The sequence below is a fragment of the Geodermatophilus dictyosporus genome, from assembly GCF_900115505.1.
Taxonomy (GTDB): domain Bacteria; phylum Actinomycetota; class Actinomycetes; order Mycobacteriales; family Geodermatophilaceae; genus Geodermatophilus; species Geodermatophilus dictyosporus.
The window spans coordinates 153,761-166,003 of sequence record NZ_FOWQ01000008.1 but is presented as its reverse complement, the minus strand read 5'-3'; the positions used below and the strand labels follow the sequence as shown (position 1 = coordinate 166,003).

12 protein-coding genes are annotated in these 12,243 nt (G+C 75.8%); 4 read left to right on the top strand and 8 right to left on the bottom strand.

Translation table 11 applies throughout. The features are described from left to right. The first annotated feature begins 25 nt into the window (after positions 1 to 25). Together BMZ33_RS18185 and BMZ33_RS18180 are read left to right on the top strand one after the other, a co-directional pair. Positions 26 to 604, top strand: a complete 579-nt coding sequence (locus tag BMZ33_RS18185; RefSeq protein ID WP_091114144.1) for an MBL fold metallo-hydrolase — start codon at positions 26 to 28, stop codon at positions 602 to 604. A gap of 49 nt (positions 605 to 653) precedes the next feature. Then, complete coding sequence (locus BMZ33_RS18180; protein WP_091114139.1) at positions 654 to 2,102, top strand: sodium:solute symporter family protein; 1,449 nt, start codon at positions 654 to 656, stop codon at positions 2,100 to 2,102. A 92-nt stretch (positions 2,103 to 2,194) separates the two neighbouring features. Here BMZ33_RS18180 and BMZ33_RS18175 read toward each other — a convergent pair whose 3' ends face one another. The 8 genes from BMZ33_RS18175 to BMZ33_RS18140 all read right to left on the bottom strand — a co-directional run bounded on the left by BMZ33_RS18175 (position 2,195) and on the right by BMZ33_RS18140 (position 9,793). Beyond that, the gene (locus BMZ33_RS18175; RefSeq protein WP_091114135.1) at positions 2,195 to 2,956 is read right to left on the bottom strand and encodes an SDR family NAD(P)-dependent oxidoreductase; all 762 of its coding nucleotides are present in this window, start codon (positions 2,954 to 2,956) and stop codon (positions 2,195 to 2,197) included. A gap of 32 nt (positions 2,957 to 2,988) precedes the next feature. Then, positions 2,989 to 4,032 (bottom strand): transketolase family protein, encoded by a 1,044-nt coding sequence (locus BMZ33_RS18170; RefSeq protein WP_091114132.1) that lies wholly within the window; start codon positions 4,030 to 4,032, stop codon positions 2,989 to 2,991. Continuing rightward, a complete protein-coding gene (locus tag BMZ33_RS18165; protein ID WP_169064527.1) occupies positions 4,029 to 4,931 on the bottom strand; it encodes a transketolase in 903 nt (300 codons plus the stop codon). The genes BMZ33_RS18170 and BMZ33_RS18165 overlap by 4 nt, the downstream gene beginning before the upstream one ends. Positions 4,932 to 4,955: 24 nt before the next feature. Beyond that, on the bottom strand, positions 4,956 to 6,380 hold the full coding sequence (locus BMZ33_RS18160) for an MFS transporter (protein ID WP_091114128.1): 1,425 nt from the start codon (positions 6,378 to 6,380) through the stop codon (positions 4,956 to 4,958). Positions 6,381 to 6,598: 218 nt separating this feature from the next. Continuing rightward, positions 6,599 to 7,258: a GntR family transcriptional regulator gene (locus BMZ33_RS18155; protein ID WP_169064526.1), complete on the bottom strand. Its 660-nt coding sequence runs from the start codon at positions 7,256 to 7,258 to the stop codon at positions 6,599 to 6,601. A 162-nt stretch (positions 7,259 to 7,420) separates the two neighbouring features. Next, on the bottom strand, positions 7,421 to 8,224 hold the full coding sequence (locus tag BMZ33_RS18150) for a TIM barrel protein (RefSeq protein ID WP_091114125.1): 804 nt from the start codon (positions 8,222 to 8,224) through the stop codon (positions 7,421 to 7,423). 9 nt (positions 8,225 to 8,233) lie between these two features. Beyond that, complete coding sequence (locus BMZ33_RS18145) at positions 8,234 to 8,998, bottom strand: SDR family oxidoreductase (protein ID WP_091114121.1); 765 nt, start codon at positions 8,996 to 8,998, stop codon at positions 8,234 to 8,236. A gap of 345 nt (positions 8,999 to 9,343) precedes the next feature. After that, on the bottom strand, positions 9,344 to 9,793 hold the full coding sequence (locus BMZ33_RS18140; protein WP_169064525.1) for an ATP-binding protein: 450 nt from the start codon (positions 9,791 to 9,793) through the stop codon (positions 9,344 to 9,346). 170 nt (positions 9,794 to 9,963) lie between these two features. On the opposite strand from BMZ33_RS18140, the gene BMZ33_RS18135 reads away from it, so the two are divergent. Both BMZ33_RS18135 and BMZ33_RS18130 read left to right on the top strand, forming a co-directional pair. After that, positions 9,964 to 11,757: a GAF domain-containing SpoIIE family protein phosphatase gene (locus BMZ33_RS18135; RefSeq protein WP_169064524.1), complete on the top strand. Its 1,794-nt coding sequence runs from the start codon at positions 9,964 to 9,966 to the stop codon at positions 11,755 to 11,757. Between the two features lie 14 nt (positions 11,758 to 11,771). After that, positions 11,772 to 12,233, top strand: coding sequence for a DUF1905 domain-containing protein (locus BMZ33_RS18130; RefSeq protein WP_091114114.1), 462 nt, complete (start codon positions 11,772 to 11,774; stop codon positions 12,231 to 12,233). Positions 12,234 to 12,243: the final 10 nt, after the last annotated feature.

Genomic DNA, 12,243 nt, shown 5'->3' with positions numbered 1-12,243 from the left:
GAGCTGCGCTGTTACGGTCCGCCGCGTGGCCGACCTCTCCCGCACCGCCCGCGTCGACGTCCTCGTCGAGGGCTACGCCCGACTGCCGAACGTGGCCGGGACGGTGAGCCTGGTCCGCGACGCCGACCGGGTGGTCGTCGTGGACCCGGGCATGGTCGCCGACCGCGAGCTGATCCTGCGGCCGCTGCGCGCGCTCGGGGTCGAGCCTGGCGACGTCACCGACGTCGTCGTCAGCCACCACCACCTCGACCACACGCTCAACGTGGCACTGTTCCCGGTGGTCCCGGTGCACGACTTCCAGTCGGTGATCGAGGGCGACGTGTTCACCCGCCGCCCCGCCGACGGCGTCGAGCTCACCCCCTCGGTGCGGCTGCTGGCCACCCCGGGGCACACCCCGCAGGACGTCACGACCCTGGTGGGCACGGCCGACGACGTGGTCGCGCTGACCCACCTGTGGTGGACCGGCGAGGGCCCGGCCGACGACCCCTACTCCCCCGACCGCGACGAGCTGCGGCGCCAGCGCGAGCGCGTGCTGGACCTGGCCACCCTCGTCGTCCCCGGTCACGGCGCGCCGTTCCGCCCGAGCGGGGCCACCCCGCGCTGAGCCGGCCGGCCGGACCCGACCCGACGCAGACACGAGGAGGAGGACAGTCGTGGACGTCGCCGTCGTCGGCCTCTACCTGGCCGCCATGATCGCCTTCGGCTTCTGGGGCAAGCGCCGGGCGACCACCCAGTCGGACTTCCTGGTCGCCGGCCGGCGGCTGGGCCCGCTGCTCTACTCCGGGACGATGGCCGCCATCGTGCTCGGCGGCGCCTCGACGATCGGCGGCGTCGGGCTGGGCTACGAGTACGGGCTGTCGGGGATGTGGCTGGTGGTCGCCATCGGCACCGGCATCCTGGCGCTCTCGCTGCTGATCGCCGGCCGCATCCAGCGGCTGGGCGTCTACACCGTCAGCCAGATGCTCGAGCTGCGCTACGGCCCCGGGTCGAGCGTGCTCTCCGGTGTGGTGATGTTCGGCTACACGCTGATGCTGTCGGTCACCTCGACGATCGCCTACGCGACCATCTTCGGGGCCCTGCTCGACCTGGGGCGGGTGCCCTCGATCGTCGTCGGCGGGGCCGTCGTCGTCCTGTACTCGACGCTCGGCGGGATGTGGTCGATCACCCTGACCGACTTCGTGCAGTTCGTGATCAAGACCGTCGGCATCTTCTTCGTCCTGCTGCCGGTCGTCGTCCTGGAGGCCGGCGGGTTCGGCGGGCTGGCCGACGGCCTGCCCGCCGACGCCCTGTCGCTGACCACCATCGGCGGCGGCACGATCGTCACCTACTTCGTCGTCTACACCTTCGGCCTGCTCATCGGGCAGGACATCTGGCAGCGGGTGTTCACCGCGCGCAGCCCCGGGGTGGCCCGCTGGGCCGGGACGGCCGCCGGCGTCTACTGCCTGCTCTACGGCGTGGCCGGCGCCGTGATCGGGATGGCCGCGCGGGTGGTCCTGCCGGCGCTCGACGCCCGCGACGACGCGTTCGCCGCGGTCGTGGAGGCCACCATGCCGGCGCTGCTGGCCGGGCTCGTGCTCGCCGCCGCCCTGGCCGCGGTGATGTCCACCTCCAGCGGCGCGCTCATCGCCACCGCCACGGTGTTCAGCCAGGACATCGTCGCGCGGCTGCGCGGTCGCGACCCGGAGGCCGGCAGCGAGCACGAGCACGTCCGCAGCAACCGGCTCTACGTCGCCGGCTTCGGCGTGGTGATGATCGCGATCGCGTGCGTGCTGCAGGACGTCGTCGCCGCGCTCACCATCGCCTACGACATCCTGGTCGGCGGCCTGCTGGTGGCCATCCTCGGCGGCCTGGTGTGGCGGCGCGGGACGAACGTCGGCGCGCTGGTGTCGATGGCCGCCGGCACGCTGGCCACGCTCGTGACCATGGTCGTCGTCGGCGACATCTACGCCAACGAGCCCATCTACTACGGCCTCGCCGCGGCGCTCGCCGGCTACCTGGCCGGCAGCCTCGCCTCGCGGCCGACCGACCCGCAGGTGCTGGCCACCTGGGACCGCCGCCTCACCGGCGGGCCGGCCGCCCGGACGCCGTCCGCGACCCCCTGACAGCGCTCGGTCCGCGGTGCGTGCACACACCGCGGACGCGACGGCCCGGCGTCCGCGGCACGTGCACACACCGCGAGACGCCGGGCCGGTCCTCAGTGGATGTGCGAGCCGCCGTTGACGTCGTAGGTGGCGCCGGTGACGTACCCGGTCTCCTCGCGGCAGAGGTAGGTGATCAGGTCGGCGACGTCCTCGACCCGGCCGTTGCGGCCGACCGGGATGCCGGCGACCAGCGCGGTCTTGCGCTCGCCCTCCAGCGCGCCGCCGGTGATGTCGGTGTCGATGAGCCCCGGGGCGACGGCGTTGACCGTGATGCCGTGCGGCCCCAGCTCGCGGGCCAGCGCGCGGGTGAACCCGAGCTCGGCGGCCTTGGCGGCGGAGTAGGCCACCCCGCCGAAGACGCCGCCGCCGCGCTCGGCCGACACCGAGGACAGGAAGACGATGCGGCCGAACCCGCGCTCGGCCATGCCGGGCGCGAGGCGGCGGGTCACGTTGAACGACCCGCGGACGTTGACGGCGAAGATGCGGTCCCACTCCTGGCCGCTGACCTCGAGGAAGGGCGTCGGCGAGGTGATGCCGGCGTTGTTGACCAGCGCGCCGACCGGGGGCAGGGCGGCGTCGAGGACGGCGAGGGCGGTCTCGACCGACGCCTCGTCGGTGACGTCGCAGGCGGTGCCGACGGCCTGCACGCCGTGCCGGTCGGCGATCTCGTGGGCGGCCTCCTTGGCGCCGGCCTCGTCGAGGTCGAGGACGGCGACGTGCCAGCCGGCGGCGGCGAGGGCGTGGGCGGTGGCGCGGCCGATGCCGCGGGTGGACGCGGCGCCGGTGACGACGGCGGTCCTGTCGGTGGTGGGCACGGTGTTCCTCCGGGGGTCTTCGGGGTGGGTGGTCAGGCGGTGGCGGGGGCGGGCTCGGGGACCCAGCGCGGCGCGGTCCCGCCGCCGAGCTCGCCGCGCACGCGGGCGACGACGGCGTCGGTGGACAGGCCGTAGCGGTCGTGCAGGGTGGGCAGGGCGCCGGCGGCGAGGAACTCGTCGGGCAGCGCGATCGGCACCACCCGGGTGGTGGCCCCGGCGAAGGCGAGCGTCGAGGCGACCGCCTCGGCCAGGCCGCCGACGACCGTGTGGTTCTCCAGGGTGACGACGAGCCGGTCGGTGCGGGCCGCGCGCAGGACCGCCTCGGTGTCCAGCGGCTTGATCGTCGGCACGTGCAGGACGGCGACGTCGACGTGGTCGGCCTCGAGCCGGGCCGCCGCCTGCAGCGCCCGCATCGTCATCAGCCCGGTCGAGATCAGCACGACGTCGCGGCCGGTGCGCAGCTCGGCGGCCTTCCCGAGCTCGAACCGGTAGTCGTACTCGTCGAGCACTGTCGGCACCGCGCCGCGCAGCAGCCGCAGGTAGGTCGGGCCGGGGTGGTCGGCCAACGCCGGGACGGCCTGCTCGATGTCGACGGAGTCGCAGGGGTCGACGACGGTCAGGCCGGGGCAGCCGCGCAGGATCGCGAGGTCCTCGGTGGCCTGGTGGCTGGGCCCGTAGCCGGTGGTGAGTCCGGGCAGCGCGCCGACCACGTTGACGTTGAGGCCCGGCTCGGCGATGTCCAGGCAGAGGAAGTCGTAGGCCCGGCGGGTGGCGAACACCGAGTAGGTGGAGGCGAAGGGCACCAGCCCGACCTCCGCCATCCCGGCGGCCGTCCCGAGCAGCGACTGCTCGGCCATGCCCATCTGGAAGAAGCGGTCCGGGTGGGCGTCGCGGAAGACGTGCATGTCGGTGTACTTGGCGAGGTCGGCCGACAGGCCGACGACCTCGGGCCGCTGCTCGGCCAGCCGGTTGAGCGCGTGCCCGAAGGGGGCGCTCGTGGTCCGCTGACCGGGGTCGGCGAACGAGGCGATCATCGCCGACGTGGTGAGCCGCTTCTCCGGTGTCGTGCTGGTCATCGGGCCAGTCCTTCCTCGAGCTGGTCGCGGGCGATCTGCCACTCGTGCTCCTCGACGCGCATGAAGTGGGCCTTCTCCCGGCTCTCCAGCAGCGGCACGCCGCGGCCGATGCGGGTGTCGCAGACGAGGACCGAGGGCGAGCCGCGGTGGCCGCGCAGCTCGTCGAAGGCGTCGACGAGCGCGCCGACGTCGTTGCCGTCCACCCGCAGGGCGTGCCAGCCGAAGGCGCGCCACTTGTCGGTCACCGGCTCGGTGCGCAGCACGCCGGCCGTGGGGCCGTCGGCCTGCAGGGCGTTGACGTCGACGATCGCCGTCACGTTGTCCAGGCCGTGGTGGGCGCAGGCCAGGGCCGCCTCCCAGGTCGAGCCCTCGTCCAGCTCGCCGTCGGAGAGCAGGTCCAGCACCCGCGCACCGTTGCCCTGGTGGCGCAGGGCGAGCGCCATCCCGGTCGCCACGGGCAGCCCGTGGCCCAGCGAGCCGCCGGAGATCTCCACGCCCGGGGTGTAGGAGGCCATGGCCGACATCGGCAGCCGCGACCCGTCCGAGCCGTAGGTCTCCAGCTCCTCGAGCGGGATGGTCCCGGCCTCGGCCAGCGCCGCGTACAGGGCGATGGCGTAGTGGCCGATGGAGAGCAGGAAGCGGTCCCGGCCGGGCCAGTGCGGGTCCTCGGGGCGGAACCGGAGCTGGTCGGTGTAGACGGTGGCGAGCACGTCGGCCACGCCCAGCGCCTGGCCGATGTAGCCCTGCCCCTGCACCTCCCCCATGTCGAGGGCGTTGCGGCGGATCCGGTGGGCGGCCCGGCGGATCCGCTCGACCCGCTCGGCCCGGTCCCCGGTGCCGGGCGCGGCCCCTGGTGCGGTCGGCGCGGTCGGTGTGGACGGTGTGGTCAGCGAGGTCATGGTGTCCTCCTCGTCGTCGGGGGGTCAGTCGGTCGCCGAGGCGGCCGGGGTGCGGCGCTCGGGCGTCCCGGAGCGCGGGGCGGGGACGGACGAGCGGGTGGCGAGGGCACGCTCCAGTGCGGCGACGTCGTCGCGCTGGGCCCGGCCCCAGGTCTCCCGGGTGAGCAGGGCGGCGACCAGGCCGAGCAGGCCGTAGGCGCTGAAGAGCAGCGCCGGGCCGATCCAGCCGAAGCCGGCGTAGAGCGCGGTGGTGACCAGCGGGGTGAAGCCGGAGACGACGGCCGACAGCTGGTAGGCCAGCGAGGCGCCCGTGGTGCGGGTCTTGGTCGCGAACAGCTCGGAGAACCAGGCGCCCTGCACCCCGGCCAGGCAGTTCTGCAGGACCGCGTAGCTGACGACGAAGGCGACGACGATCGCCACCGCGGCGCCGGTGTTGACGACGAGGAACAGCGGGATGCCCCACAGCAGGTGCAGCGCGGTGCCCAGCAGGTAGACCGGCCGCCGGCCCACCCGGTCGGTGAGGGCGCCCCAGGCCGTGGTCGCGGCGATGCCGATCCCCGCGGCGATCATGGTCGCGGTCAGGGTGACCGACCGGTCGGCCAGCCCCTCGGCAGCGACGTAGGACAGCATGAAGGTGACCGACACCGCGTAGCCGGCGGTCTCGGTGATCCGCAGGCAGAAGGCCCGCAGGATGTTGCGCCAGTCGTCGCGGAGCACCTCGAGCAGCGGGTTCTTCGAGAGCTCGCCCTCCTCCTTGAGCTCCTCGAACTCCGGGGACTCCTCGACCTTGAGCCGGATGACGATGCCGACGACGATCAGCACGGCCGACAGCAGGAACGGCACCCGCCACGCCCACGTGCCGCCCAGCGGGACGCTGATCAGGAAGGCGAGGTTGGCCAGCAGCAGCCCCACCGGGAAGCCGGCCTGGGTGATGCCGGTGTAGAGGCCCTTCTTGCGCCAGGGGGCGTGCTCGAAGCACATGAGGATGGCGCCGCCCCACTCCGCGCCGAACGCCAGCCCCTGCACCACACGGACGAGGACCAGCAGGATCCCGGCCCAGATGCCGACCTGCTCGTAGGTGGGCAGGGCGCCGATGAGCACCGTCGCGACGCCCATGAGCAGCAGGGAGCCGACGAGGACCGGCTTGCGGCCGATCCGGTCACCGAGGTAGCCGCCGATGATCCCGCCGAGCGGGCGCACCGCGAAGCCGATGCCGAGCGTGGCGAAGGACAGCAGGGTGCCGGACAGCGGGTCGTCCGCGGGGAAGAAGGCGGTGTTGAAGTACAGCGCCGCGGCGATGCCGAAGCCGATGAAGTCGTAGGTCTCGATGGTCGCCCCGACGGAGCAGCCGATGGCGACCTTCCTCTTCTCCGGTGTCCCCTCGATGGGGTGCCAGGCGGCGACCTCCTCGAGGTGGCCGTCGTGGACGGGTGGGTGCCGCTCGGTCACGGTGACCTCCAGTGGGCGGTGGGCGTCGAGTCCCCGTTGTCCGTTGACTGTTGACAGTCAACTGGCGACCAGAGTGGGTGGCCCGGGTCACGGTGTCAAGGGTCACCGGGGCAGCACCTGCGTCCGCGCAGGTCAGGTCGTCGTCCGGACGACACTGCGACGCCCCTCAGGGCACGTCGGAGGAGCATGTCCCCCGGGCGTGCGCCCCGCCGGGGGAGTCAGGCCGGACGCGAGGGCGCGGCGAAGTGCTCCGCGGCGTCGGACATGTGCGCGTCGACGACGCGGACGGCGGCCTCGGCGTCCCCGCGCTCGATCGCCTCGACGATGGGCACGTGCCGCTCGCGGGCCATCATCGGCGCCTGCCGGTCGGCCCCGTCCAGGATCGCGACCCGCATGCGCCCCTCGAGGCGCTGCCAGGCCTCGACCAGCATGGAGTTGCCCGACAGCCGGCACAGCTGCAGGTGGAAGGCCAGGTCGGCCTCCATGCGCGCCGCCGGCTCGGCCTCGTCGGTCAGCTGCTCGACGGCCGCGCGCAGCGCGGCGGCGGCCGCCTCGCGCCGCGGGGAGGCGACGACCTCCCGGACGGCCAGCGCCTCGAGGGCGGCGCGGACGCGGAAGAGCTCGTGGACCTCCGCGGGGGTCAGGCTGTTGACCCGCAACATGCCGCGGGTGCCGGCGGTGACCAGGCCCTCCTGCTGCAGGTGGCGCAGGGCCTCGCGGACCGTGCCCCGGCTGACCCCGAGCGACCCCGCCAGCTCCACCTCGCCGAGGTGGTCCCCGGGGCGGTAGCGCCCGGAGAGGATCGCCGCCCGCAGTGCCTCGAGGGAGCGCTCCCGCAGGGTGCTGCGGTCCAGGGCGGACAGGGACTCAACGCTCACGGACCAGCCTCCTCGTCGTACCTCATCCTAGCCGCGGCACCCTGGTGTGGACTGGCGACAGTCGACAGCGGCTCACCCCGGCGGGTCGGCCCCCGAGAGGACCCGGCGCCTCCGGTCCGCGGCAGGTGCACACACCGCGGACCGGGCGGACGGCGCCGCCGGTCAGCCCGCGGCGCGGCGCTCGCGGAGCAGCCAGGCGAACGGGTCGCCGTCCCCGGGCAGGTGCTCGAGCGCGACCCAGCCGGCGTAGCCGCCCTCCTCCAGCCGGCGCAGGTGCCGCTCGAGGCCGAGGCCGCCGGAGCCCGGCGGACCGCGCCCCGGCGCGTCGGCGACCTGCACGTGCGCGGCCCTCCGGCCGTGGACGGCGACCTCCCGGTCGAGGTCCCCGCCGTTGACCGCCAGGTGGTACAGGTCCAGCAGCAGGCCGAGGTCGCGCACGCCGGCCTCCCCCGCCACCCGGTCGACGACGGCGAGCGCGTCCTCCGCCGTCCGCAGCGGGTAGCGCGGCGCGGCGCTGAGCGGCTCGAGGAGCACCGTGCCGCCGATCCGCGCCACCGCCCGCCCGGCGAGGGCCAGGTGCTCGACGGCTAGGGCGTCCTGCGCGGCCGGGTCGGCACCCTCGACCCGGTTGCCGTAGAGCGCGTTGAACAGCCGCACCCCCAGCCGCTCGCCCACGCCGACGGTGGCCGCGACCGCGTCGCGCCACTGCGCCTCCCGGCCCGGCACCGACACCAGCCCGCGCTCGCCGTCGGCCATCGCCCCGGCAGGGAAGTTGAGCGCGACCAGCCGCACCCCGGCGTCCTCGACCGACCGGGCGAACGCCTCGACCTCCCGGTCGCCCGGGTCGACGGCGTCGAAGGGCCACCACGACTCCACCGCGGTGAACCCGGCCTCCCGCGCGGCGGCCGGGCGGCGCTCCAGCGGCAGGTCGCCGAACAGGATCGAGGTGTTGACGGCGAAGCGCACGGGCGTCCCTCAGCCGCGCCCGAGGTAGGGCATGCCGGTGGCGAGGATCGTGGTGAACGGGACGCTGACCTCCAGGGGCAGCCGGGCCGTCTGCACCACGGTGTCGGCGACGTGCGCGGGGTCGAAGGTCGGCTCGGGCCGCACCGAGCCGTCGGCCTGGCGGGCGCCGGTGGCGATGCCCGCCGTCATCTCGGTGGCGGCGTTGCCGACGTCGACCTGCCCGCAGGCGATGCGGTGCGCGCGGCCGTCGAGCGCGATGGCCTTGGTCAGGCCGGTGACGGCGTGCTTGGTGGCGGTGTAGGCGACGCTGGCCGGCCGCGGCACGTGCGCGGAGATCGAGCCGTTGTTGACGATCCGCCCACCGGGCGGGTCCTGCGCCTTCATCAGCCGCACCGCCGCGCGGGCGCAGAGGAAGACGCCGGTGACGTTGACCTCGACGGTCGCCCGCCAGTCGGCGACGTCGACCTCGTCCACCTCGCCGGACGGGCCGAAGGAGCCGGCGTTGTTGACCAACAGGTCGAGGCGATCCCAGGTGTCGCGGACGGCGGCGAACGCGGCGTCGACCTGGTGCTCGTCGGTGACGTCGGTGGGCAGCACCAGGGTGTGCGCGGCGCCGTCGGCCGTCTCCTCCAGCGCCTCCCGGCGCCGACCGAGCAGGGCCACGGCCCACCCGTCGGCCAGCAGTGCCCGGGCGATGGCCCGGCCCAGCCCGGTGCCGGCACCGGTCACCACCGCGGTGCGCGGGGCGGCGGCCGGGGGTGCGACGTCGTCCACGGGCCCATCGTGGCGGGCACCCGGCCCGCCGACCACCGGGCCGGACCGGCCACGTCCGACACTCCCGGCCCCGGGGTGCCGTGCGGTGGCGTGCCCCGGAGCGGCGCACCGGGATGCTGCCCGGCCGGACACCGGCCGTTCGCCTCCCCGAGCCCGCACGGCGGCAGCGACCGTCGCGCTGCTCGTGCAGATCGCGGTCGCGACGACAGCCGGTCGCAGCTGCTGCTGAGCCTGCCCGCCTGGGCGCTGGTGCTCGTCGCCCACCTCGTCCGGCGCCGGGCCGCGGGCCCGGGGACCCCGGCCGGGCGGGACGTCGCCGGGGGCGCCACGTGGCGCCGAGGGCGCTCAGCCCGCGTCGGGGACGACGTCGATGCAGGCCCACACGTGCTTGCGGCCGTCGTGACTGTCCCAGCCGTGCGCCACCGCCAGCCGCGCGACGAGGTGCAGGCCCAGGCCGCCGGCGGCGGGGTCGCGGTCGACCGCCGGGGTCGGCTGCCGCCCCGGTGCGCCGTCGCTGACGTCCAGCACCCAGGTGCCCGACGACAGCGTCACGGTGATCTCGACCGGCGGGGAGCCGTGCCGCAGCGCGTTGGAGCCCAGCTCCTCGAAGGCCAGCAGCAGCTGGTCGAGGCACTCCTCGGCGGGCGCGGCGGGTCCGCCGTCGGCCAGCCGGCCGCGCAGCCGGGCGCGGGAGTCGGTCAGCTCCGACGTCGTGGCCGGGGCGCACTGCCAGAGGACGGCCCCGGCCGGACCGGCCGCGGGTGTCGGCCGGTGTGACCAGATCTCGTCGTGCACGTCATCCCTCCGGGTCCCCGGCCTGCGCCGAGCAGGCTGGCTCGGCGGCCCGGGTCGCCCCGCGGGGAGGGTCCGGCCGGCCCCGTCCTGCTACAGGCCCGCCCACGGGCCGTTACCCGCGGTCCCGCCGCTCAACCGGGCGCGCCCGGCCGGCCTGGCATGATCGGTTCGTGCGCGACGGATCGGGCGGGGACCCGGGTGGGGTCCGCGCCGGTGCCCGCTCCCCCGCCCGGCCGGAGGGCCTCGCACGGCGGCACGACGACGACGGGTCGAGCCGGGACCGGCTGACGGCACTGGTCCGGCTGCTGACCGGTGCGCCGATCGCGTCGGTGACGGTCGCCGGCGCGGGGCCCCACGGCACGGCTCCGGAGTCCCTCTGCCGCACCGTCCTCGGCTCGGGCCGCCCGCTGGTGCTCGACGACGTCCGGGGCGACGAGCGGACGCGCGAGGACCCCTCCGTGGCGGGCGCGGGGGTGCTCGCGTGGGCGGGGTTCCCGGTGCACGCCGCCGACGGCCGGGTGGCCGGCGTGCTGTCCGCCGCCGACACGGCGGTGCGCGCCTGGACCGCGCGGGACGTCGAGGTGCTCGGCCGGCTCGCCGACGTCGCGTCGCAGGAGCTGGCCCTGCGGGCGCTGGCGGTCGACGCCGAGGCGGCCCGCGCGCGCTCGCAGTTCCTGTCCCGCATCGGCGACGCGCTGCCGATCGGCGCGGGACTGGCCGACAGCTGGGCCACGATCGCCCGCGTCGCCCTGCCCGTGCTCGCCGACCTCGCCGTCGTGTCGTCCGTGGAGGAGAGCGGGCTGCTGCGCGTGCAGGCCCTGGAGCACCGCAGCCGCGACCGGCAGCCCCGGCTCGCGGACCTGGCGGGGGTGCTCACCCGCCGGCGCGGCGACCGGCACGGGGCCGGCCGGGTCCTCGCCACCGGCGCCACCGAGCTGCTGCCCGACCTGGCCGGCCTGGACGGGCTGTCCGAGGGCCAGCGCGAGCTGCGGGCCCGGTTCGACGCGGCCAGCGAGATCAGCGTGGCGCTGCGGGCCCGCGGGGAGCTGCTCGGCGTCCTCACCCTGGTCCGGACGTCGGGGCGGGCGCCCTTCGGCCCCGACGACGTCGAGGTGGCCGAGGCGGTGGCCGAGCGGGCGGCGCTCGCGCTGGACCGCGCCCTGTCCTACGACCACGAGCGCAGCCTGTCCACCCACCTGCAGCGGGCCCTGCTGCCGACCGCACTCCCCCGCTTCCCCGGCCTGGAGCTCGTCGCCCGCTACGTGCCCGCCGGCAACGCGCAGGTCGTGGGCGGCGACTGGTACGACGCCTACCGCGACCGGTCGGGCACCACCCGGCTGGTCATCGGCGACGTCGCGGGGCACGACATCCACGCAGCGACGCTCATGGGCCAGCTGCGCACCATGGTCCGGGTGGCCGGCCACGACGGGTCCCGTTCGCCGGCCGCCGTCCTCGACGCCGTCGACACGGCCACCGGCGCGCTCGACGCCCCCGTCTTCGCCACCGCGCTCGTCGCCCAGGTGTCCGACGACGGCCGGCAGCTCGTCTGGTCCTCGGCCGGGCACCTGCCGCCGCTCCTGCTCGGCCCCACCGGCGCGGTGTCCTCCCTCGAGACCCGCCCCGACCCGGTCCTCGGGCTCGACCTGGGGAGCGCCGGCCGGGCCCGGCGGGACCACACCGCCGTCCTGCCGCCGGGCACGACCGTGCTCCTCTACACCGACGGGCTGGTCGAGCGGCGCGGCGAGGACCTCGACGCGGGCCTGGACCGCCTGGCGGACGTGGCCGCCGAGCTGGCGCCCGGCGAGCGGCCCCTCGCCGAGGTGTGCGACCTGCTCCTCGAGCGGCTCGGCGCCCGGGCCGACGACGACATCGCCGTGCTCGCCGTGCGCACCTCGCCGGCGCGCGGGGACACCGATGAGTCCGCCGTCCGGTACCGGTCCCAGCAGGACCAGCGGCACGACTGACGAGGAGACCCGCGATGAGCACCCCGCCCCCGGCCGAGGCCACCTTCCGCACCACGCTGTGGGCCGCCGGCGGCAACAACGTCGGCATCGTCGTCCCCGAGGACGTGGTGCTCGGGTTCGGCCGCGGCAAGCGTGTCCCGGTGGAGGTGACCGTCGACGGCGCACACACCTACCGGACGACGATCGCCTCCATGGGCGGCCGGTACCTCGTGTCCTTCAACGCCGCGACCCGGGCGGCCACGGGCCGGGGCGCCGGTGACGAGGTCGAGGTCCGGCTCCGGGTCGACGACGCCCCGCGCACGGTGGAGGTGCCGCCCGACCTGGCCGCCGCGCTCGCCGCCGACCCCGCGGCCACCGCGGCGTGGGGCGCGCTCTCCCCGAGCCGGCAGCGGGCGCACGCGGAGTCGGTCGCCGGCGCGAGGACCGCCGAGACGCGGGCCCGCCGCGTCGAGAAGGTGCTCGCCGCCCTGGCCTGAGCGACCCGGT

Coding starts and splice junctions, on each gene's coding strand:
- BMZ33_RS18170 (WP_091114132.1), bottom strand. CDS start 4,032: ATGACCAGCACGACACCGGAGAAGCGGCTCACCACGTCGGCGATGATC.
- BMZ33_RS18165 (WP_169064527.1), bottom strand. CDS start 4,931: ATGACCTCGCTGACCACACCGTCCACACCGACCGCGCCGACCGCACCA.
- BMZ33_RS18130 (WP_091114114.1), top strand. CDS start 11,772: ATGAGCACCCCGCCCCCGGCCGAGGCCACCTTCCGCACCACGCTGTGG.